The 22077-nt window shown below is 72.3% G+C and carries 19 protein-coding genes; 9 read left to right on the top strand and 10 right to left on the bottom strand.

Features of this window, described 5'->3' with window-relative positions:
* Positions 1 to 17: 17 nt before the first annotated feature.
* The 5 genes from hutU to hutH are packed head-to-tail and all read left to right on the top strand — an operon-like array spanning position 18 to position 6949.
* Positions 18 to 1676 carry a urocanate hydratase gene (gene hutU, locus HNR22_RS24935; RefSeq protein WP_179782383.1) on the top strand — a complete coding sequence of 553 codons (1659 nt, stop codon included), beginning with the start codon at positions 18 to 20 and terminating at the stop codon, positions 1674 to 1676.
* Positions 1673 to 2875 (top strand): allantoate amidohydrolase, encoded by a 1203-nt coding sequence (locus tag HNR22_RS24930; protein WP_179782382.1) that lies wholly within the window; start codon positions 1673 to 1675, stop codon positions 2873 to 2875. Before hutU ends, HNR22_RS24930 begins: the two co-directional genes overlap by 4 nt.
* A complete protein-coding gene (locus HNR22_RS24925; protein WP_425488114.1) occupies positions 2872 to 4233 on the top strand; it encodes a formimidoylglutamate deiminase in 1362 nt (453 codons plus the stop codon). Before HNR22_RS24930 ends, HNR22_RS24925 begins: the two co-directional genes overlap by 4 nt.
* Positions 4230 to 5414, top strand: a complete 1185-nt coding sequence (gene hutI / locus HNR22_RS24920) for an imidazolonepropionase (protein WP_179782380.1) — start codon at positions 4230 to 4232, stop codon at positions 5412 to 5414. The genes HNR22_RS24925 and hutI overlap by 4 nt, the downstream gene beginning before the upstream one ends.
* Complete coding sequence (gene hutH, locus HNR22_RS24915) at positions 5411 to 6949, top strand: histidine ammonia-lyase (protein ID WP_179782379.1); 1539 nt, start codon at positions 5411 to 5413, stop codon at positions 6947 to 6949. The genes hutI and hutH overlap by 4 nt, the downstream gene beginning before the upstream one ends.
* Positions 6950 to 7011: 62 nt before the next feature.
* Here hutH and rdgB read toward each other — a convergent pair whose 3' ends face one another.
* The 9 genes from rdgB to HNR22_RS24870 form a co-directional block, all read right to left on the bottom strand.
* Positions 7012 to 7629 (bottom strand): RdgB/HAM1 family non-canonical purine NTP pyrophosphatase, encoded by a 618-nt coding sequence (gene rdgB, locus HNR22_RS24910; RefSeq protein WP_099850934.1) that lies wholly within the window; start codon positions 7627 to 7629, stop codon positions 7012 to 7014.
* Complete coding sequence (gene rph, locus HNR22_RS24905; protein ID WP_179782378.1) at positions 7626 to 8351, bottom strand: ribonuclease PH; 726 nt, start codon at positions 8349 to 8351, stop codon at positions 7626 to 7628. The genes rdgB and rph overlap by 4 nt, the downstream gene beginning before the upstream one ends.
* A gap of 66 nt (positions 8352 to 8417) precedes the next feature.
* The gene (locus HNR22_RS24900) at positions 8418 to 9161 is read right to left on the bottom strand and encodes an MBL fold metallo-hydrolase (RefSeq protein ID WP_088946437.1); all 744 of its coding nucleotides are present in this window, start codon (positions 9159 to 9161) and stop codon (positions 8418 to 8420) included.
* A gap of 224 nt (positions 9162 to 9385) precedes the next feature.
* Entirely contained in the window at positions 9386 to 10351 is a 966-nt protein-coding gene (locus HNR22_RS24895) for a PLP-dependent cysteine synthase family protein (protein ID WP_179782377.1), read from the bottom strand.
* Between the two features lie 11 nt (positions 10352 to 10362).
* Positions 10363 to 10722: a MoaD family protein gene (locus HNR22_RS24890; RefSeq protein ID WP_179782376.1), complete on the bottom strand. Its 360-nt coding sequence runs from the start codon at positions 10720 to 10722 to the stop codon at positions 10363 to 10365.
* A 65-nt stretch (positions 10723 to 10787) separates the two neighbouring features.
* Complete coding sequence (locus tag HNR22_RS24885; RefSeq protein WP_179782375.1) at positions 10788 to 11276, bottom strand: M67 family metallopeptidase; 489 nt, start codon at positions 11274 to 11276, stop codon at positions 10788 to 10790.
* A gap of 52 nt (positions 11277 to 11328) precedes the next feature.
* Positions 11329 to 11829: a DUF2017 domain-containing protein gene (locus HNR22_RS24880; RefSeq protein WP_088946434.1), complete on the bottom strand. Its 501-nt coding sequence runs from the start codon at positions 11827 to 11829 to the stop codon at positions 11329 to 11331.
* Positions 11826 to 12116: an ATP-dependent Clp protease adapter ClpS gene (gene clpS, locus HNR22_RS24875; RefSeq protein ID WP_179782374.1), complete on the bottom strand. Its 291-nt coding sequence runs from the start codon at positions 12114 to 12116 to the stop codon at positions 11826 to 11828. Before clpS ends, HNR22_RS24880 begins: the two co-directional genes overlap by 4 nt.
* A 148-nt stretch (positions 12117 to 12264) precedes the next feature.
* Complete coding sequence (locus HNR22_RS24870; RefSeq protein WP_179782373.1) at positions 12265 to 13815, bottom strand: P-loop NTPase family protein; 1551 nt, start codon at positions 13813 to 13815, stop codon at positions 12265 to 12267.
* A 197-nt stretch (positions 13816 to 14012) separates the two neighbouring features.
* Here HNR22_RS24870 and HNR22_RS24865 point away from each other — a divergent pair, with 197 nt between their 5' ends.
* Genes HNR22_RS24865 through HNR22_RS24850 form a run of 4 tightly spaced genes read left to right on the top strand, consistent with a single transcriptional unit; the run spans position 14013 to position 19915 of the window.
* Positions 14013 to 16691 carry a LuxR C-terminal-related transcriptional regulator gene (locus HNR22_RS24865; RefSeq protein ID WP_179782372.1) on the top strand — a complete coding sequence of 893 codons (2679 nt, stop codon included), beginning with the start codon at positions 14013 to 14015 and terminating at the stop codon, positions 16689 to 16691.
* 16 nt (positions 16692 to 16707) lie between these two features.
* Positions 16708 to 17994, top strand: coding sequence for a nicotinate phosphoribosyltransferase (locus tag HNR22_RS24860; protein WP_179782371.1), 1287 nt, complete (start codon positions 16708 to 16710; stop codon positions 17992 to 17994).
* Positions 17995 to 18042: 48 nt separating this feature from the next.
* Positions 18043 to 18624, top strand: a complete 582-nt coding sequence (locus HNR22_RS24855; RefSeq protein WP_179782370.1) for an isochorismatase family protein — start codon at positions 18043 to 18045, stop codon at positions 18622 to 18624.
* Positions 18625 to 18664: 40 nt separating this feature from the next.
* Positions 18665 to 19915: an MFS transporter gene (locus tag HNR22_RS24850; RefSeq protein WP_179782369.1), complete on the top strand. Its 1251-nt coding sequence runs from the start codon at positions 18665 to 18667 to the stop codon at positions 19913 to 19915.
* A gap of 389 nt (positions 19916 to 20304) precedes the next feature.
* On the opposite strand, the gene ctaD is transcribed toward HNR22_RS24850, so the two are convergent.
* Positions 20305 to 22065 (bottom strand): aa3-type cytochrome oxidase subunit I, encoded by a 1761-nt coding sequence (gene ctaD / locus HNR22_RS24845; protein WP_179782368.1) that lies wholly within the window; start codon positions 22063 to 22065, stop codon positions 20305 to 20307.
* Positions 22066 to 22077: the final 12 nt, after the last annotated feature.

Genomic DNA, 22077 nt, shown 5'->3' with positions numbered 1-22077 from the left:
CCGGAGGAGAAGCAGAGATGACCAAGCCCATCCGTGCCGCACGGGGCAGCCAGCTCACCACCCGCGGGTGGCAGCAGGAGGCCGCTCTGCGAATGCTGATGAACAACCTCGATCCCGAGGTGGCCGAACGCCCCGACGACCTGGTGGTCTACGGCGGCACCGGCAAGGCGGCGCGGGACTGGCCGTCGTACCACGCGTTGGTCCGCACGCTGACCGACCTGCGTGAGGACGAGACGATGCTGGTGCAGTCGGGTCGCCCGGTCGGGGTGATGCGTACGCACGAGTGGGCGCCCCGGGTGCTGCTGGCCAACTCGAACCTGGTGGGCGACTGGGCGACCTGGCCGGAGTTCCGCCGGCTGGAGCAACTCGGCCTGACCATGTACGGGCAGATGACCGCCGGTTCGTGGATCTACATCGGCACCCAGGGCATCCTCCAGGGCACCTACGAGACGTTCTCGGCGGTGGCCGCGAAAAGGTTCGGAAGCACCCTGGCCGGCACGTTGACGCTGACCGCCGGCTGCGGTGGGATGGGCGGCGCGCAGCCCCTCGCGGTCACCATGAACGGCGGCGTCTGCCTGATCGTGGACGTGGACCGCACCCGGCTCGACCGTCGGGTGCACGACCGCTACCTGGACGAGGTCGCCGACTCCCTGGACGACGCGGTCGCGCGGGTCCTCGCCGCGAAGCGGGATCGCCGGGCCCTGAGCGTCGGCGTGGTCGGCAACGCCGCCGATGTCTTCCCGGAGCTGCTCAGCCGTGGTGTCGAGATCGACATCGTGACCGACCAGACCAGCGCGCACGACCCGCTGGCGTACCTGCCGGTGGGGGTGGACCTGGCCGACGCCCGGGACTACGCCGCGGCGAAGCCGGCCGAGTTCACCGACCGGGCCCGGGCGTCGATGGCGAAGCACGTCGAGGCGATGGTCGGCTTCCTCGACGCCGGGGCCGAGGTGTTCGACTACGGCAACTCGATCCGCGGCGAGGCGCAGCTGGGTGGCTACCAGCGCGCCTTCGATTTCCCCGGTTTCGTGCCGGCGTACATCCGGCCGTTGTTCTGTGAGGGCAAGGGGCCATTCCGGTGGGCGGCGCTCTCCGGCGACCCAGCCGACATCGCGGCCACCGACCGGGCGATCCTGGAGCTGTTCCCGGAGAACGAGTCGCTGGCCCGTTGGATCAAGCTGGCCGGCGAGCGGGTCGCCTTCCAGGGCCTGCCGGCCCGGATCTGCTGGCTCGGTCAGGGCGAGCGGGACAAGGCTGGTGTGCGGTTCAACGACATGGTCGCCTCCGGCGAACTCTCCGCGCCGGTGGTGATCGGCCGGGACCACCTGGACACCGGCAGCGTCGCCAGCCCGTACCGGGAGACCGAGGGCATGGCCGACGGCTCCGACGCGATCGCCGACTGGCCGCTGCTCAACGCCCTGGTCAACACCGCCAGCGGCGCCTCGTGGGTGTCCATCCACCACGGCGGTGGGGTGGGGATCGGCCGGTCGATCCACGCCGGGCAGGTCTGCGTGGCCGACGGCACCGCCCTCGCCGGTCAGAAGATCGAGCGGGTGCTCACCAACGACCCGGCGATGGGCGTCATCCGGCACGTCGACGCCGGCTACGAGAGCGCCCGCGAGGTCGCCGACCGCACCGGCGTCCGGGTGCCGATGACGGAAGGCGGCCCCGCATGAGCGACGACCTTGCTGCCCGGTTCCGGGAGTTGTGGGACGAGATCGCGCCGGTCGGGCGGGACGCCGACAGCGGCGGCTACCTGCGGTACGCGTTGACCGCCCCGGAGATCGAGCTGCGCGGCTGGTTCCGCGCACAGGCGGAGCAACGTGCCATGCCGGTCACCGAGGACGGCAACGGCAACCTCTTCGCCCACTGGGGTGACCCGGAGGGCGAGGATGCCGTGCTCACCGGCAGCCACTTCGACTCGGTGCCGCACGGCGGGGCGTACGACGGGCCCCTCGGCATCGTCAGCGCGTTCCTCGCCGTGGACGAGCTGCGCGCCGCCGGGGTGACCCCGGACCGGCCGCTGGTGCTGGCGGCGTTCGTGGAGGAGGAGGGTGCGCGCTTCGGCGTACCGTGCCTGGGGTCGCGGCTGCTCACCGGGGCGCTGCCGCCCGAGCGCGCGGCCGGCCTGCGCGACGCGGCCGGGGTGAGCTACGCCGAGGCGCTCGGCGACCGGCCGGCGGGTGCCCGCCCGGAGCTGCTGGGCCGGTTCGGCGCCTTCGTGGAGTTGCACGTCGAGCAGGGCCGCGCGCTCGTCGACACCGACGCGCCGGTCGCGGTGGCCAGCGCGATCTGGCCGCACGGCCGGTGGCGCTTCGACGTCGACGGCGAGGGCAACCACGCGGGCACCACCCGGATGGCCGACCGCCGTGACCCGATGCTGACGTACGCGTTCACGGTGCTGGCTGCCAACAAGGAGGCCCGGCTGCGCGGCGCGCACGCCACCGTCGGGCGGGTCTCCGTCGAACCCAACGCCACCAACGCGATCCCGTCGAGGGTGACCGGCTGGCTGGACGCCCGGGCCGCCGACCCGCAGACCCTCGCCGGCCTGGTCGAGGCGGTGCGCGGCAAGCTGGCCGAGCGGGCGCGCCGCGACGGTACGGCGGTTACGGTCACCGAGGAGTCGGCGACCCCGCTGGTCGCCTTCGACGGCGGGCTGGCGCAACGGCTGGCCGCGCTGCTCGACGCGCCGGTGCTGCCCACCGGTGCGGGGCACGACGCGGGTGTGCTCGCCGGGCACCTGCCCACCGCGATGCTCTTCGTGCGCAACCCGACCGGAGTGTCGCACTCCCCCGCCGAGGCGGCCACCGACGACGACTGCGCTGCCGGGGTCCGGGCGCTGGCCCGGGTGTTGAAGGAGCTGACTTGCCGGTGACACCGACCCGCTGGCTCGCCGAGTACGCCTGGCTGCCCGAGCACGCCGAACCCACTCCCGACGTGCTGATCGAGATTGAGGACGGCAGGATCGCGGCGCTCACGCCGCTGCTCGGGGCCGGAGGCCCGCCCGCCGGAGTCGAGGTGCTGCGGGACGCGACCCGACTGCCGGGTCTGACCCTGCCTGGGCTCGCCAATGCGCACTCGCACGCCTTCCACCGGGCGCTGCGGGGGCGTACCCACGGTGGTCGGGGCGACTTCTGGACCTGGCGGGACCAGATGTACGCGGTGGCGGACCGACTGGACCCCGAGACCTACCTCGCCCTGGCTCGTGCGGTCTACGCCGAGATGGCGCTCACCGGGATCACCTGTGTGGGCGAGTTCCACTACCTGCACCACCGGCCCGACGGCGGCGCCTACGACGACCCGAACGAGATGGGCGCTGCGCTGGTCGAGGCCGCCGCGCACGCCGGGATCCGGCTCACCCTGCTGGACACCTGCTATCTCACCTCCAGCGTGGACGGTCAGGCGCTCGCCGGGCCCCAGCACCGGTTCGGCGACGGCGACTCGGCCCGCTGGGCGCAACGGGCATCGGCGTTCCAGCCGACGGACTCCCACGCCCGGGTCGGCGCGGCCGTGCACTCGGTGCGGGCCGTCCCGGCCGACCAGCTCCGCACTGTCGCCGACTGGGCCCGGGAACGGCGGGCACCTCTGCACGTGCACCTCTCCGAGCAGCCCGCCGAGAACGACGAGTGCCGGGCCGTGCACGGGCGCTCGCCCACCGCGCTGCTCGCCGAGCACGGCGTGCTCGGGCCGGACACCACCGCCGTGCACGCCACCCACCCGACCAGCGCCGACCTGACGCTGCTCGCCGACAGCCGGACCGGGGTGTGCCTCTGCCCGACCACCGAGCGGGACCTCGCCGACGGGATCGGCCCGGCCCGCCTGATGGCCGATGCGGGGATCCGGCTGAGCCTGGGCAGCGACAGTCACGCGGTGGTCGACCTGTTCGAGGAGGCCCGGGCGGTGGAGCTGGACGAGCGCCTGCGGACCCGCCGACGCGGTCACTTCGCGCCGGTCGACCTGCTGACGGCGGCCACGTCCGCCGGGCACGCCGCGCTGGGCTGGGCCGACGCCGGGAGGATCGCCGTCGGCGCCCGCGCCGACCTGGTGACGGTACGGCTGGACACCGCCCGCACGGCCGGGGTGCCGCCGGTGGGTGTGTTCTTCGCGGCCTCCGCGGCGGACGTCCAACAGGTCGTCGTGGATGGTCGGGTGGTGGTGGCCGACGGCCGGCACCTGAGCGTGGACGTGCCGACCGAGCTGTCGTCCGCGATCGAGGCGGTGACGCCCTCATGAGCAGTCTGCTGGTCGACAACATCGGGGAGCTGGTCACCAACGGTGCCGGTGAGGGCCCGCTGGGCATTCGCCGGGACGCGGCCGTGCTGGTCGAGGAGGGTCGGGTGGTCTGGGTCGGGCCGTCCGCGTACGCGCCGGCGGCTGACCGACGACTCGACGCCGGCGGGGCCGCCGTGCTGCCCGGCTTCGTGGACAGCCACGCCCACCTGGTCTTCGCCGGGGATCGCGCCGCCGAGTTCGCCGCCCGGATGGCCGGTGAGCCCTACACCGGTGGCGGCATCCGGACCACTGTCGGTGCGACCCGGGCCGCCACCGACGACGAGCTACGGGCCACCGTGCGCCGGCTGCGCGGGGAGGCGCTGCGCCAGGGCACCACGACCATGGAGATCAAGAGTGGGTACGGGCTGACCGTCGCCGACGAGGCCCGCTCGTTGCGGATCGCCGCCGAGAGCAGCACCGAGACCACCTTCCTGGGCGCGCACGTGGTACCCGCCGAGTACGCCGACCGCCCCGACGACTACGTCGGCCTGGTCTGCGGCCCGATGTTGGCCGCCGCCGCGCCGTACGCCAAGTGGGTCGACGTGTTCTGCGAACGGGGCGCGTTCGACGTCGACCACGCCCGGGCCATCCTGGCCTGTGGTCAGGCCGCCGGCCTGGGCGTACGGATCCACGCCAACCAGCTCGGCCCCGGGGGCGGGGTGCGGCTCGGCGTGGAGCTGGACGCGGCCAGCGTCGACCACTGCACCCACCTGAGCGACGCCGACGTGGACGCGCTGGCCGGCACGGCCCTCAGCGACGGCTCGGGGACCCGTACGGTGGCGACGCTGCTGCCCGGTGCGGAGTTCTCCACCCGCTCGCCGTACCCGGACGCCCGCCGGCTGCTCGACGCCGGTGTCACGGTGGCGCTGGCAACGGACTGCAACCCCGGCTCCTCGTACACCTCGTCGATGGCGTTCTGTGTGGCCCTGGCGGTCCGCGAGATGCGGATGACCCCGGCGGAGGCGGTCTGGGCCGCGACCGCCGGCGGGGCGCGGGCGCTGCGCCGCGACGACATCGGTGTCCTCACCCCCGGCGCGCGGGCCGACCTCGTGGTCCTGGACGCGCCGTCCTACCTGCACCTGGCCTACCGGCCCGGTGTCCCCTTGATCCGCCAGGTAATGCGCAACGGAGTAACGCCATGACGACCGTGACCATCCAACCCACCGGAATCTCCGCCGACGACGTTCTCGCGGTGGCCCGCGGCAGCGCCACGATCGTCCTCGACCCGGCCACCATCGACGCGATGGCGACCAGTCGGGCCATCGTGGACGGCATCGAGTCGTCCGGCCGTCCCGTCTACGGGGTCTCCACCGGGTTCGGGGCACTGGCCAACACCTTCATCGCCCCCGAGCGGCGGGCTGAGCTGCAACACGCCCTGATCCGGTCGCACGCCGCCGGGGTGGGTGCCCCGATGCCGCGCGAGGTGGTCCGGGCCATGATGCTGCTGCGGGTCCGGTCGCTCGCCCTGGGCCGCTCCGGGGTCCGGCCGCTGGTCGCCGAGGCCCTGATCGACCTGCTCAACCACGACATCACCCCGTGGGTGCCGGAGCACGGCTCGCTGGGCGCCTCCGGTGACCTGGCGCCGCTGGCGCACTGCGCGCTGGTGCTGCTCGGCGAGGGTTGGGTGCTCGGCCCGGCCGGTGAGCGACAGGACGCGGCCGACGCGCTGACCGCCGCCGGGCTCAAGCCGATCGAGCTGGCCGCCAAGGAGGGGCTGGCGCTGATCAACGGCACCGACGGCATGCTCGGCATGCTGCTGCTGGCCATCCACGACGCGGCGCACCTGTTCGCCATGGCCGACGTGACGGCCGCGCTGGCCATCGAGGCGATGCTCGGCTCGGAGCGGCCGTTCCTGCCCGAGCTGCACGCCATCCGACCGCACCCCGGCCAGACGGCGTCGGCGGCGAACATCCACCGGCTGTTGCAGGACTCCCGGGTGATGGACTCGCACCGCGACGACCTGGCGCACGCCGTGCAGGACGCGTACTCGATGCGGTGCGCCCCGCAGGTGGCCGGCGCAGCCCGCGACACCCTGGACTTCGTCCGCACGGTCGCGGGTCGGGAGCTGGTGTCCGTTGTGGACAACCCGGTGGTGCTGCCGGACGGGCGGGTCGAGTCGACAGGTAACTTCCACGGCGCGCCGCTCGGCTTCGCCGCGGACTTCCTGGCCATCGCCGCGGCCGAGGTGGGCGCGATCGCCGAGCGTCGGGTGGACCGGCTGCTCGACGTCACCCGTTCCCGGGAACTGCCGGCGTTCCTCTCCCCCGACGCAGGGGTCAACTCCGGGCTGATGATCGCCCAGTACACGGCGGCGGGGATCGTCGCCGAGAACCGTCGGCTGGCCGCCCCCGCCTCGGTGGACTCCCTGCCCACCAGCGGCATGCAGGAGGACCACGTCTCGATGGGCTGGGCGGCGGCCAAGAAGCTGCGCACCGTGCTGGACAATCTCACCAGCCTGCTCGCGGTGGAGCTGCTGGCCGGCGTACGCGGTCTGCAACTGCGCGCCCCGCTGGAGCCGTCACCGGCCGGGCGGGCCGCCGTCGCCGCGCTCGGCCCGGCGGCCGGCGAGCCCGGCCCGGACGTGTTCCTCGCCCCGGTGATGGAGGCGGCCCGCGCCGTCGTCGCCGGGCCGGAGTTGCGCGCCGCCATCGAACGGGAGGTCGGCCCGCTGGGCTGACCTCCGCCGGGTCGCTGTCGTCCGCCGCGGGTCAGGCGGCGGACGGCAGCACCTCCCGACCGTCAGGCGGCGGGCGGCAGCACCTTGGCGATCAGCTTGGCCAGCTCGCGCAGCGCCTTGCCGCGGTGGCTGATCGCGTCCTTCTCCGCCGGGGTCAGCTCGGCGTTGGTCCGGTCCTGTCCGTCGCCCAGGAAGATCGGGTCGTAGCCGAACCCACCGTCACCGCGCGGGGCGCGCAGCACCCGACCGGACTGCCGGCCGTCGACCAGGTGCTCCTTGCCGCCGGGCAGCACCAACGCCACAGTGCAGACGAACGACGCCGCCCGCTGCTCGTCCGGCACGTCGCCGATCTGGTCCAGCACCAGCTGGAGGTTGGCCTGGTCGTCGCCGTGTCGACCGGACCAGCGGGCGCTGAACACCCCCGGCATCCCGTTGAGCGCGTCGACAGCGAGCCCGGAGTCGTCGGCGATGGTCGGGAGCCCGGTCTGCCGGCACCCCTCCCGCGCCTTGATCAGCGCGTTCTCGCCGAAGGTCAGGCCGGTCTCCGGCAGCTCGGCGTACTGCTCGACGTCGTCCAGCCCGAGCAGGGCGATCCGGTGCGCGCCGAGCGCGCCGTCCAGGATCCGCTGAAGCTCCACCAGCTTCTTGCGGTTACGGGTGGCGAGCAGGACCTTGTTCATGCGAGTGCCTTCCGCTGGGCTTCGGCCAGATCCGCGCAACCCGCGACGGCCAGGTCGAGCAGGCTGTCGAGCTGGTCGCGGGCGAACACGCCCGCCTCACCGGTGCCCTGCACCTCGACGAAGTCGCCCGCGCCGGTGCACACCACGTTCATGTCCACCTCGGCGGCGACGTCCTCCTCGTAGCAGAGGTCGAGTCGCGCCTCGCCAGCGATGATCCCCACGCTGACCGCGGCCACCGACCGGTGCATCACCTTCTCCGGCTTACCCGCCAACGCCTTCCGGGCGGCGAGCCAGCCCACCGCGTCGTGCAGCGCGACGTACGCGCCGGTGATCGCCGCCGTGCGGGTGCCCCCGTCGGCCTGGAGCACGTCGCAGTCCAGCACGATCGAGTTCTCGCCGAGCGCCTTGAGATCGATGCTGGCCCGCAGGCTGCGGCCGATCAGCCGGGAGATCTCGTGGGTGCGACCACCCACCCGGCCCTTGACGCTCTCCCGGTCGGAGCGGGTGTTGGTGGCCCGCGGCAGCATCGCGTACTCGGCGGTCACCCAGCCGAGCCCGGAGCCCTTGCGCCAGCGGGGCACCCCCTCGGTGACGCTCGCCGTGCAGAGCACCCGGGTGCCGCCGAACTCGACGAGCACCGAGCCCTCCGGATGGGTGCTCCAGCCTCGGGTCAGGGTCACCGGTCGGAGTTGAGAGGGCCCTCGCCCGTCAGGTCGCGCCATACCTGCACCCTATGCGGTGCGATGGCCCACCTCCGCCGGGGTGTCCGGCCGGCGAGGCGCGGGAGGTCAGACGTCGTAACTCGCGCCGGGCCGGACCACGTCGATCGGTCCGGTGTACGCGGCGGCGGCCGACTCCAACGTGTGCGCCTCGCTGCCCCAGGCCGCGACCAGGTGGGTGAGCAGCAGCCGACCCACCGCGGCCTTGGTCGCCGTCTCGCCGGCTTCCCGGCCGGTCAGGTGCAGATCCGGTGGGTTGTCCACCCCGTCGAGGTAGCTGGCCTCGCAGAGGAAGACGTCGGCGTTCTGGGCCAGCCGCAGCAACGCGTCGCAGGACGCCGTGTCCGACGAGTAGCACAGCGACCGACCGTCGTGCTCCAGCCGCACCCCGTACGTCTCCACGGGGTGGTTGACCCGGTCGACGGTGACAGTGAACGGGCCGATCGGGAAGGTGCCCGGCTGAAGGGCGTAGAACTGGTACACGTCCTCCACGGTGCCCTCGTCGCCGTAGGCAGCACTGAGCCGGTCCGGCGCGCCGGAGGGCGCGTACACCGGAAGCGCCGGGTAGGGGCCGTCCGGGGCGTACCGGCGGACCACCACGTACGTCACGGCGTCGAGGATGTGGTCACAGTGCAGGTGGGTCAGCAGGATCGCGTCCGGGGCGTGCAGCCCGGCGTATCGCTGGAGGCTGGACAGCGACCCGGAGCCGAAGTCGACCAGGAGCCGGAAACCGTCGGCCTCGACGAGGTAGGCCGAGCACGGTGACTCCGGGCCGGGAAAGCTGCCGGCGCAGCCGAGGACGGTCAGTCGCATCGAGTTGTCTCGCTGTTACTGTCAGTAGCATCGGTGCCGGCCGTCGCCTCAGCCATGATCTCTACCGACGCGTGCGTCACGCTGCGCAGCCTACGCCGGGGTGCCCGGCAGCAAGAATGATCCAACCGAAGTTGTCACGAACGTGACACCTGCTCACGGTGCCGTGGACAAGGCACGGGCCGCCGACGCGGATCGGCGGCCCGTGCCCGGGAAGACCACGTCGGTCAGGCCCAGAGCTGCCCCTCCAGGGCGTCCTCGGCATCCGACAGCGTGCCGCCGTACGCGCCGGTGGACAGGTATTTCCACCCGCCGTCGCAGACCACGAAAGCCACGTCGGCGCGCCGGCCGTCGCGGACCGCCTCGTGCGCCACCGCGAGCGCGGCGTGCAGGATGGCCCCGGTGGAGAACCCGGCGAAGATGCCCTCCACCTCCACGAGCTGCCGGGTACGCAGCACCGCGTCCCGGGTGCCGACCGAGAACCGCCGGGAGAGCACCGACGCGTCGTACAGCTCCGGCACGTACCCCTCGTCGATGTTGCGCAGGCCGTAGACCAGCTCGCCGTACCTCGGCTCGGCGGCCACGACCTGAATGCCGTCGACCTTCTCCCGCAGGTAGCGCCCGGTGCCCATCAAGGTGCCGGTGGTGCCCAGCCCAGCCACGAAGTGCGTGATGGTGGGCAGGTCGTGCAGCAGCTCCGGCCCGGTCGTCTCGTAGTGCGCCCGAGCGTTGGCCTCATTGCCGTACTGGTAGAGCATCACCCAGTCGGGGTGCTCGGCGGCGATCTGCTTGGCGGTGGCGACCGCCTGGTTGGAACCACCCGCCGCCGGCGAGAAAATGATCTCGGCGCCGTACATCCGGAGAAGCTGGATCCGCTCCGTGGAGACGTTCTCGGGCATCACGCAGACCAGTCGGTAACCGCGCAGCTTGGCCACCATGGCCAACGAGATGCCGGTGTTGCCGCTGGTCGGTTCGAGGATGGTGTCACCCGTCCGGAGCCGGCCGGCCTCCTCCGCCGCCCGGACCATGAACAGCGCCGCGCGATCCTTGATGCTGCCGGTCGGGTTCCGATCCTCCAGCTTGGCCCAGAGCCGCACCGGCGGCGCCCCGTCGGGCACCGTCGGCGAGAGCCGGGGCAGGCCGACGAGCGGCGTACCCCCGCAGGCGTCCAGCAGACTGTCGTACCGCGCCATGGCGGACGACCTCAGCGAGCCGCGACGGCGCTGCGCTGGCTGATCGCCGCGGCGGCGCTGTGCGAGCTGATCGCCGCAGCGGCGGCGAAGCCGAACGCGCCGCCGGCCACGGCCGGCAGGATGGTCACGCTGTCGCCGTCGGAGAGCTTGGCGTCCAGCGCACCGAGGAAGCGGACGTCCTCGTCGTTGACGTAGACGTTGACGAAGCGGTGCAACGTGCCGGTCTCGGTGATCAACCGGCCGCGCAGACCGCCGTGGCGGGAGTCCAGGTCGGTGAGCAGATCGGCGAGGGTGTCGCCGCTGCCGTCGACGACCTTGGCGCCGCCGGTGTAGCTGCGCAGGATGGTGGGGATGCGAACCTCAATGGCCATGATGTCGAGCTCCTCGATCGGGTGTGCCTACGGTGACGGGACGAACGGGTGCGGGCGCTGACGGGTCAGCGACCGGAACACTCGTAGTCGACCGTCGCCGGGCTCTGCCCGAACATGTAGGACTGGACCGCATGCGGGTCGACGCCCGCCTCCACGACCTGGACCGGCTCCTCGGCCACCACGCCGTCGACGATCCGGAAGGACCGGATCTCCTCCGAGTCGGGCTCACGGGTCGAGACGAGCAGGTAGTGCGCGCCCGGCTCACCGGCGAAGGAGACATCCGTCCGCGACGGGTACGCCTCGGTGGCGGTGTGCGAGTGGTAGATGACCACGGGCTCCTCGTCCCGGTCGTCCATCTCCCGCCACACCCGCAGGTGCTCCATCGAGTCGAACTCGTAGAAGGTCATCGACCGCGCGGCATTGTCCATCGGGATGTGCCGGGTGGGGGTGTCGCTGCCGACGGGACCAGCGACGACGCCGCACGCCTCGTCGGGGTGGTCCCGCCGCGCGTGGGCGACGATCGCGTCGATGATCGACCGGTCGATGCTCAGCACGAGCACCAGCCTAACGCCTGATGAGCACGGGCCGAAGTGGTGCCGGTCACGCTTAGTCGATCAAGGCGTTGAGCAGCGACTCCTGCAAATATCCGAGGTACGCGTAGACCGACAGTTGGAACACCCGGCTGGAGGCCGGATCCTCGGCGACCGCGTCGTCCAGCTCCTCGCCCAGGTCCGTGCCGTCCTTGATCTCCAGCCGGACGCCCATCGCGAGCCGGGCGTCGTTCAGCGCCCGCAGCCACGCCTCGGCCGCCTCGGCGTCCAGCCGCACCTCACCGCCGGCCTCGTCGGGAAGCGCGGCGAGGATCGCCCCCGCCTGGTCGATCTTCGCGGTCTTCAGGTCGCCCTCGGTGTAGCGGCGGAACTCGGCGGTGCCGGGGGCGTCCTTGGGATAGACCGCCGGGAAGAGCCGACCGACGACCGGGTCGGTGTGGTCGAAGCCATCGGTCAGCAGGCCGACCACCTCGGAGGCGACCTTGCGCAACACCCGTACCTCGTCGACGGCGAAGGTGGCGACATAGCGGCCGGACTGGCGACGGAACATGCTCATGATCGGTCCACCGTCGCCCACAGCCCGTACGCGTGCAGCTGCGACGCGTCGTGCTCCATGCGCTCCCGGGCACCGGTGGAGACCACGGCTCGGCCCTTGTGGTGCACGTCCAGCATCAGCTGCTCGGCCCTCTCCCGGCTGTAGCCGAAAAGCTTCTGGAAGACCCAGGTCACGTACGTCATCAGATTGACCGGGTCGTCCCACACGATCGTCACCCACTGCCGGTCGGACGCCGGCACCTCGTCAGTGGCCGGCGTCTCGACCGGTGCAACCTGCGGAGCCGCCATGCCCCCCATCGTGCCACCGGTTTCCCGGAACCGAGGAACCGGAACGCCGGCCCGGCGTGGATCGCCCATCCCGGGCACCCCTGACTCGCCCCGGACGCCGTCCGGCGCGCGGTGCGGGGCGGACCGCAACCGAAGGGTCGCCACGCCGTCAGGCGAGCAGGATGCCGTGATCGACTGCATCGGAGAGCACCGCGCCCAGCGAGAGGCGGATCACCTCGAACCGTCGGGAGATCTCCCGGGACAACCCCAGCTCGACCTCCCGCACCGCCCGCTGCGACCAGGCCCGCGCCGCGCTGTGGTCGTTGTTGCCGGGCGTACGCCACTGCTGCCAGCAACCGCCGGAGAGCGCCACCGCGACCGGCGGGAGCACCTCGGAACGGGCCGCCGCCGGGTAGCTGGACAGGGCGTCGATCGCCTCCGGACCGGTCAGCCCGGCGACCCCGGCTGTGCTGGTGATCAGCAGCACCTTGTCCAGTTCCTGGCCGGGCCGGTCGTCGACCAGGCCGTACTGCACGGCGGTGGCGATCCGCCGGCGCACGCCCTCGGTCGGCGGCGTGGCGAGCACCCGGCCCGCGACGTCGGTGATGATGCCGCGCACGGCCTGGTCGCACTGTGCCGTGGCCAACAACGACAACGCCGCCATCTCCCGGTCGAGCAGATCCGGAAGGCCGGCGCAGCCGACCCCGAACACGATCTCCTGGACCGCCCGCAGGTGGATGTTCGCCAGCTCCAGGGCGAGGTGCTGGCGGATCCGCTGGGCGCAGGAGCGGGTTTGCCGGTCGAGCCGCTCGGACCAGTCGCCGGGGTCGGCGGCCACCGCGATCCGGTCGTGCTGACCCGGCAGCACCGGTGGGTTGACACTGGCCCGTTGCAGCCCTTCCCGCGACGACCAGCCAACCAGGGCCCGCCGCAGATCGGCGGCGGAGTCGGCGTCGTCGACCGGGAACCACCGTGCGCCGGCCAGCGCCGGCACCGCCGCCAGCAGCGCCGCCCGGTGCGCCGCGACGGTCACCGCAGCAGCGGTGGCCTCCGTCGCTCCGCTCCCGGCCGGCGGGACGGACGCCCCCGCGTCCTCCGTAGTCGCCGCGCCGTCGGCCAGCGGGGCCCAGCCGGCCGCGCCGGGGGTGACCGCGAAGACGACCTCCACCGAGGTCGGGGCGACCTCGGCCAGCAGGTTCAGCTCCGTGGCGGTGAACGCCTGGTCGGCGGCGATCACGAAGAGCAGCGCACCGGCACGGCCCACCGCTTCGAGCAGCACCCGGTTGCCGGCCGCGCCGAGCGTGGCGGTGTCCGGAACGTCGATCAGGGTGAAGTGCCGCAGCAGCGGCTCGGGCACGCTCAGCTCGACCCGTCGGGGCGGACGGGCCAACGCCGGTCCGGCGGCGTCCCGGTCCGCGCCGTACGAGTGCGGTTGACGGTAACCGGGCACGAACGCCGCCCGGGTGGGCACCTTGGCGTTGCGCACCACCAACCAGCTGCCCGCCGGCACGGTGAGCATCACCGGGTCGAGCTTGAGCAGGGTGGCGAGCACGGCGCGCCGCTCGGCACCGGCCGGGCCGACGGCGACCACGCCGAGCGGCTCCTCCGGTGCGGGACCGGTCACGCCGACCCGCGTGGGCAGCGGGCCGCAACTCGGCAGGTCGGTCGGGCCGGTCGTGTCGTCCGGCGAGTCGACCGAGGGGAGAGGGCCCTGCTTCATCAGGTGCCTCCCGTTGCAGGTGACCGGGTTGCCCGGTCGCGTGAACATTCCGGTGGAGCATCGTCAGATGTCGGAAGACTACGGGCGAGCCGACGACCGGGCGGAACACCTCCGATACTCACCGGTAATTGTGCGGCTACTCAACTTCGTTCGGTGACGGTGCGGGCGCGGACGGAATTCATCGATATGCTGCCCGGATGAGTCGATGGGAGTTCGTCGGCCGGACGGATGAGCTCAACCGCCTGCTGGCAGCGGTGACCGGTGAGGCCGGCCGGGGGCTCTTCTTCAGCGGCAGCGCTGGCATCGGCAAGAGCCGGTTGCTGCGCGAGGGCGTGAACGCGTTGCCCACCGACCGGTTCGCGATCTGGTCCATCGCGGCCAGCGCCACCACCGCCGCGCTGCCGTTCGGCGGGCTGGTGCAGGTGCTCCCCGCCGAGCAACCCCAGGGCCTCTCCCCCGCCGGCATCCTGCGCTGGGCGCTCAACCTGCTGCAACAGCAGGCGGCCGGCCGACGCATCGTGCTCGCCATCGACGACGCCCACCTGCTCGATCCGCCCTCGGCGGCGCTGGTGCACCTCGTCGCCCGCGCGGAGAACGCCACAGTGCTCGGCACCCTGCGCGACGGCGAGCAGATCCCGCTGCCGATCCGTGCACTCTGGACCGATGATCTGGTCGAGCACGTCGAGCTGACCCCGATGCCACCGGAGGAGACCGCAGGCCTGCTGGCGGCCATTCTGGAGGGCCCGGTCGACGCCGGCTCCGCCGACCGGCTCGGCCAGCTGTCGGCCGGCAACCCGCTGCTGCTGCGCGAGCTGGTGCACGCCGCCACCGGCAGCGCGGAGCTGAAGCGCACCTACGGCATCTGGAAGTGGACCGGCCGACTGGAGCTGGCGCCGAGCCTGACCGACCTGATCGACACCCGGGTCGGCAAGCTCACCGACGGCGTCCGCGCAGTCGTCGAGCTGGTGGCGTTCGGCGAACCACTCGGTCTGCACCTGCTCAAGCAGGCCGCCGACCAGGCAGACGTGGAGACCGCCGAGGAACGCGGTCTGATCAGCGTGATCCAGCACGACCGGCGGACCAACGTCCGGCTGGCCCACCCGCTCTACGGCGAGGTGATGCGTCGCCGTTGCCCGGTCAGCCGCACCCGCCGCCTGCAGGCGCACCTCGCGGAGCTGCTGGAGCAGGTCGGCAAGCGCCGACGCGACGACCTGCTGCGGGTGGCGGTCTGGCGACTCGACTCGGGCACCGCACAGGACCCGGCCATGCTGCTCGATGCCGCGGTGCAGGCCTTCACCCGCTACGACGTGCCGCTGGCCACCCGCCTGGCACGCGCCGCGCTCAACGCCGACGGCGGCTCCGACGCCGCAGAGCTGCTGGCCACCATCCTGATGTTCGCCGACCGGCCGGAGGAGGCGATCGACGTCCTCGACGCCGTGCCCCCCGAGCCCGGCGACGAACGGCGACTCTGCCGCTGGCTGACAGTGCGCGGGATGGTGAGCTACTGGGGGTTGAGCCGGCAGTCCACGGTGGAGGAGATCGCCAGCCGGGTCAAGCAGCTCGGTGACTCCGCGGACCAGTCCCGGGTGCACGCCTTCGAGGCGATCATGCGCCTGCACGGGCTCGACACGACGACCGCGGTGCGGCTCAGCCAACGCGTACTGGACCGGCCGGCGGCCGGCGTCGCGGCCCGCGAGCTGGCCCGATCCACCATCGCGTACGTCCAGGCCGCACAGGGCCAGCTCAACCGCAGCGGTACGGCGATCGCCCAGGTGCACTCCGCCGCGGGCAGTTGGCGCACCGACATGCCGTACCTGCAGTTGGCACTCGAACTGGCCCGGGGCACCAGGCTCATGCTCACCGGTGACCTGGCCGGGATCGACGCGATCGTGGCCGACGAGTTCGCCGACCTCGCCGGTGCCGGCGACTTCCGGCTCGGCACCGGCTACCTGGCCATCCTCCAGGCGTACGCGGCCCGGATGCGTGGGCAGAGCGACGCGGCCATGCGGACCTCCCTGGGCGCCTGCGCGGTGCTGGCCACCAGCCGGGTCTACGCCGGTCTGGCCCAGGCCGAGCGCGCCCAGTCGGCGGCGCTGCGCGGCGACTCGGCGCAGGCGACCGCGGCGATGGCCGAAGCGGACCGCACCCACGCACCGGGCATGGCGGTGCTCTACCCGTGGCTGGAGCAGGCCCGGGGCGCGGCGCTCGCCGCGTCGGGCGACCTGCCGGGCGCGGTCAAGCACCTCGGCGACCTGGTCGACCGGCTGCGATCGGATGGTTTCGCCGGGCACGAGGTGCACGTCCTGCACGACCTGGTGCGGCTGGACCGGGCGGGCATGCCGGTCGGTCCCACCTGCTCCGACGGTGGCCGCCGTACGGCCGCGCAGCGCCTCGCCGAGCTGTCCGAACGGGTCGACGGGGCGCTTCCGCCGCTGCTGGCCCGGCACGCCCACGCGGCGGTGACCGACTCCGCCACCGATCTGCTCGCGGTCGCCGACGACTATGCCGCGTTGGAGCTGACCGTGTTCGCGGCGGAGGCCACCTCCCAGGCCGTGCAGCGGTTGCGCCGGCAGCACTCGCCCGCGGCCAACGATGCCCGGGAGCGCCTGGCCGGGCTGCTCGGGCGTTGTGACCTGATTCGCACGCCGGCACTGCAGGCGGGCGCGCCGGTGCTCACCGAGCGGGAGTGGCAGGTTGCGCGCCTCGCCGCGCACGGCGCACCCAGCCGGGCTATCGCCGAGCGGCTCTACCTCTCGGCGCGCACCGTGGAGAACCACCTTCAGCGCATCTACGCCAAGCTCGGCGTGACCGGTCGCGCCGAGCTGTGGGCCGCGCTGCGCTCGATCCCGGGCCACGACGGCGGCGACGCGGGCTGAACCTTAGGCTGGGGCGGTGAGCACCCACCGCCCCGCGCTGCTGACCGACCACTACGAGCTGACCATGGTCAGCGCCGCACTGAAGGACGGCACCGCCGACCGCCGGTGTGTCTTCGAGGTGTTCAGTCGCCGGCTGCCGAGTGGCCGCCGCTACGGCGTGGTCGCCGGCACTGCCCGGCTCATCGAGCTGATCCGCGACTTCCGGTTCGACCCCACCGAGGTCGACTTCCTGCTGCGGACCGGGGTGGTCGACGAAGCGGCCGCGGCCTGGCTCACCGACTACCGCTTCACCGGCGACATCGACGGGTACGCCGAGGGTGAGCTGTTCTTTCCCGGCTCGCCGATCCTCACCGTCTCCGGCGGCTTCGCCGAGTGCGTGGTGCTGGAGACAGTGGCGCTCTCCGTGCTCAACCACGACTGCGCCGTGGCGGCAGCGGCGGCGCGGATGGTGACCGCGGCGCGGGGCCGGGCGCTGATCGAGATGGGGTCGCGTCGGGCGCACGAGGAGGCGGCGGTGGCAGCGGCGCGGGCCGCGTACCTGGCCGGGTTCCGGTTCACCTCCAACCTCGCCGCCGGTGAGCGCTACGGCATCCCGACGGCGGGCACGGCGGCGCACGCGTTCACCCTGCTGCACGACGACGAGCGGGCGGCGTTCGCCTCGCAGGTCGCCACGCTGGGCAAGGACACCACGCTGCTGGTCGACACGTACGACATCAGCCAGGGCATCCGCAACGCGATCGCGGTGGCCGGGCCCGAGCTGCGGGCGGTACGGATCGACTCGGGTGACCTGGCGGTGATCGCCCAGCAGTCCCGGGAGCTGCTCGACTCGCTGGGCGCCACCGAAACCAAAATCATTGTTTCCGGTGACCTCGACGAGTACTCGATCGCCGCGCTGGCCGCCGAACCGGTGGACATGTACGGCGCCGGCACGGCCGTGGTCACCGGCTCCGGTGCGCCGACCGCCGGGCTGGTCTACAAGCTCGTCGAGGTCGAGGGACGCCCGGTGGTGAAGCGCTCCGAACACAAGGCCACCATCGGCGGCCGGAAGGTCGCGGTCCGCCGCCACAAGCCGACCGGCACCGCCACCGAGGAGATCATCGTCCCGCAGGGTGTGCCGGACCGGAAGCCCAACGACCGGATGCTCCAGCGCTCGTACGTGGTGGGAGGCGAGCCGGTCTCGCTGCCCTCTCTCGACGAATCACGGGAGCACCTGCGCGAGTGCCTGATCTCCATCCCGTGGGAGGGGCTGAAGCTCTCGGCCGGCGACCCGGCGGTGCCGGTCACCGTCGTACCCTCCGACTGACCTCGACCCAGACCGCCCGCGCAGGCCGGATCACGAGAGGAACCCCGAATGGCCAACGCTCTGATCATCGTGGACATGCAGAACGACTTCTGCGAGGGCGGCTCACTGGCCGTCGCGGGCGGCGCGGGGGTGGCCTCGGGCATCTCCCGCCTGCTGGCCTCCGAGCCGGACCGGTGGTCCCACGTGGTCGCCACCAAGGACTACCACGTCGACCCGGGTGCGCACTTCGGCGATCCGCCGGACTTCGTGGAGTCCTGGCCCCGGCACTGTGTGGTCGGCACCAGCGGCTCCGAGTTCCACCCCGAGCTGGACACCGGCCGGGTCGAGGCGATCTTCCACAAGGGCGAGCACGCGGCGGCGTACTCCGGTTTCGAGGGGCATGCCGACGACGGCGAGTGCCTGGCCGACTGGCTGCGCCGGCACGACGTCGATCAGGTCGACGTGGTCGGCATCGCGACCGACCACTGCGTCCGGGCGACCGCGCTGGACGCCGCCCGGGAGGGCTTCGCCACCACCGTGCTGCTCGAGTTGACCGCTGCCGTCGCTCCGGCGACCACCGACGTGGCGCTGCGCGCGATGGACGGCGCCGGGGTGACCCTGCACGGCCAGCCTGTGATCAGGGCCGCATGAGGGCGTAATTGGTTGGCCAACGGGCCACCTCCGGTCGAGGATGTCGCCGGAGGTACGGACCCACGTGAACATGAAGCCTTACCGGCAAGCGCTCGCCCTGCCCGGCCTGCGGTCGCTGCTGCTGGTCGCCGTCCTTGCCCGCATCCCGCTCACCGCGACCGGGGTGACGCTGACCTTCCACGTGGTGTTCGATCTTCATCGCGGTTACGGGGCCGCTGGCCTGGTGGGCGCGGCCGTCACAGTGGGCGCGGCGATCGGTGGGCCGCTGCTCGGCCGACTGGTGGACCGTCGCGGCCTGCGCCCGGTCCTGGTGGTCACCGGCATCGCCGAGGCGATCTTCTGGTCCACCGCGCCCACGCTGCCGTACCCCCTGCTGCTGCCGGCCGCCTTCGTGGCCGGCTCCCTGGCCCTGCCCATCTTCTCCGTGGTCCGTCAGTCCATCGCCGCGCTGGTCCCGGAGGCGCAGCGCCGCCCGGCGTACGCGCTGGACTCCATGTCGGTCGAGCTGTCCTTCATGATCGGGCCGGCGCTGGCGGTGGCCCTGGTCACCGCGATCTCCGCGCAGACCACCATGTACCTGGTCGGCGGCGGCATCGTCGCCGCCGGGATCGCCCTGTGGGTGGTCAACCCGCCGATCCGGGGAGCCACCGAGCCCAGCGGCCCACCGCGGCGGGTGCCTCGCCGGGAGTGGCTGACCCCCCGACTGCTCGCCGTGCTGGCGCTCAGCGCCGCCGCGACCCTGGTGCTCGGCGGCACCGACGTGGCGGTGGTCGCCGTGCTGCGCGCCAGCGGCGAGGTCGGCTGGACCGGCGCGGTGCTGGCCATCTGGGCGGTCGCCTCGCTGTTCGGCGGGTTCGCCTACGGGGCCGTGCACCGCTCGTTCTCCCCGTTGGCGCTGACCGCCGCACTCGCCCTGTGCACCATCCCGGTCGGGCTGGGCGGTGCGCACTGGTGGCTGCTGTGCCTGGCGCTGATCCCGGCCGGCGCGCTCTGCGCGCCGACCATCGCGGCCGGCTCCGACGCGGTCAGCCGCCTGGTCCCAGCCGAGGTACGCGGTGAGGCGATGGGGCTGCACGGGTCGGCGGTCACCGTCGGCATCGCGGTCGGCGCGCCGCTCGCCGGCGCGGTGATCGACGCCAGCTCGCCACTCTGGGGCTTCGTGGTCACCGGAGCGCTCGGCGCGCTGATCGCCCTCGTGGTGCTCCCGATCGAGCTACGCCGCCGCCGCACCGCTGACGCGGCCAACCCCGCGCAGCCCGTCGAGGCCGACCTCGCCCCCACCGCCCGCTGACGGCTGCACCCACACCGCGGACCGGCGGTGCGATGGCCCGCTAGCCCGGCGCCTCGGGCGGCGGCCCGGTGCCTCGGTAGTGGCCAGGCCGTCTGATGAGAGCGCCGCCGCATCGGTGATCTGCGCCCTGTCAGTTGCCACTGACGGACCGCTGGTGGCACGCATGCTGCTGACCGCTATACCTCTGAGTCATAAATATGCCTCAGAGGTATAGCGCTTTACGGTGCGGGGCCCGAGATGCCGGCCGCCCAGACGGCCGGTCCAGGCCCGACCAGACAGGCCAGGCCCGACCAGACAGGCCAGGCCTGGGCAGGTCTGTCCGGACATGGCGACGGGCGCCGCTCCCGGTGGTCCCGGGGGCGGCGCCCGTCGTACAGCTGGGTTGAGCGTCAGTGCCGGTCGATGTCGCTGCCGGTGTCCTCGCGGTAGCTGGCCCCGCCGTCCGACTCGCTGGTGAGCGGCTTGGAGCCGCCCTCCGGCGGGCCGGCCAGGCTCTGGCCGCCAGCGGCCAGTTCCGGGAACTTCTCGTCGAACGCCGGCCGCTCGGAACGGATGCGGGGCATCCGGTCGAAGTTGCGCAGCGGCGGCGGGCTGCTGGTCGCCCACTCCAGCGAGTTGCCGTGACCCCAGGGGTCGTTCACCTCGACCACCGGGCCGGTCTTGTACGACTTCCAGCAGTTGTAGATGAAGGGCAGCGTGGAGATACCGGTGATGAACGCACCGATCGTGGAGATCATGTTCAGCGTGGTGAAGCCGTCGCTGGGCAGGTAGTCGGCGTACCGACGGGGCATGCCCTCGTTACCGAGCCAGTGCTGCACCAGGAACGTGGTGTGGAAGCCGATCATGGTGAGCCAGAAGTGAATCTTGCCCAGCCGCTCGTCGAGCATCCGGCCGAACATCTTCGGGAACCAGAAGTAGATGCCGGAGAACACCGCGAACACGATCGTGCCGAAGAGCACGTAGTGGAAGTGCGCCACCACGAAGTACGAGTCCGACACGTGGAAGTCGATCGGCGGGCTGGCCAGCAGCACACCGGTGAGACCACCGAAGAGGAAGGTGACCAGGAAGCCGACCGCCCAGAGCATGGGCGTCTCGAAGCTGATCTGGCCCCGCCACATGGTGCCGATCCAGTTGAAGAACTTCATACCGGTCGGCACGGCGATCAGGTAGCTCAGGAAGCTGAAGAACGGCAGCAGCACCTGACCCGTGGCGAACATGTGGTGCGCCCAGACGCTCATCGAGAGCGCGGCGATCGCGACGGTCGCGGCGACCAGACCCTTGTAGCCGAAGATCGGCTTGCGGGAGAAGACCGGGATGACCTCGCTGATGATGCCGAAGAACGGCAGCGCGACGATGTAGACCTCGGGGTGCCCGAAGAACCAGAACAGGTGCTGCCAGAGCATCGGCCCGCCGGTTGCGGGGTCGTACACGTGGGCGCCGAGGATGCGGTCCGCGGCGAGCGCGAACAGCGCGGCGGCCAGCAGCGGGAAGACCAGGATCACCAGGAGGCTGGTGACCAGGATGTTCCACGTGAAGATCGGCATCCGGAACATGGTCATGCCGGGTGCACGCAGGGTCAGCACCGTCGTGATCATGTTCACCGCGCCGAGGATGGTGCCCAGGCCGGAGATGGCCAGACCCATGACCCACATGTTGGCGCCGACGCCGGGCGAGTGCTCGACGCTGCTCAGCGGCGCGTACGCGAACCAGCCGAAGTCAGCGGCACCACCAGGCGTGATGAAACCGGCCGTCGCCATCGTGCCGCCGAACAGGTACAGCCAGTAGGCGAAGCTGTTCAGTCGGGGGAAGGAAACGTCGGGTGCGCCGATCTGGATCGGCACGATGTAGTTCGCGAACGCGAACACGATCGGCGTCGCGAAGAACAGCAACATGATCGTGCCGTGCATCGTGAAGAGCTGGTTGTACTGCTCGGGCGACAGGAACTGCAGCCCGGGCCGGGCCAGCTCAGCCCGCATGATCAGGGCCATCAGGCCGCCGACCATGAAGAACACGAACGCGGTGACCATGTACATGATCCCGATTTGCTTCGCGTCCGTGGTTCGCAGCAGCCGCGCGATGGCCGACCCCTTGACCGGCTCCCGGACCGGCCAGGGCCGGGTCACGACCGGCTTGGGTGCGACGGTGGTCACGAGTGGCCTCCG

This window comes from Micromonospora jinlongensis (assembly GCF_013410645.1).
GTDB classification, from domain to species: Bacteria; Actinomycetota; Actinomycetes; order Mycobacteriales; family Micromonosporaceae; genus Micromonospora; species Micromonospora zamorensis.
The sequence above is the reverse complement of the archived record's forward strand: the minus strand, read 5'-3'. Positions and strand labels throughout refer to the sequence as shown.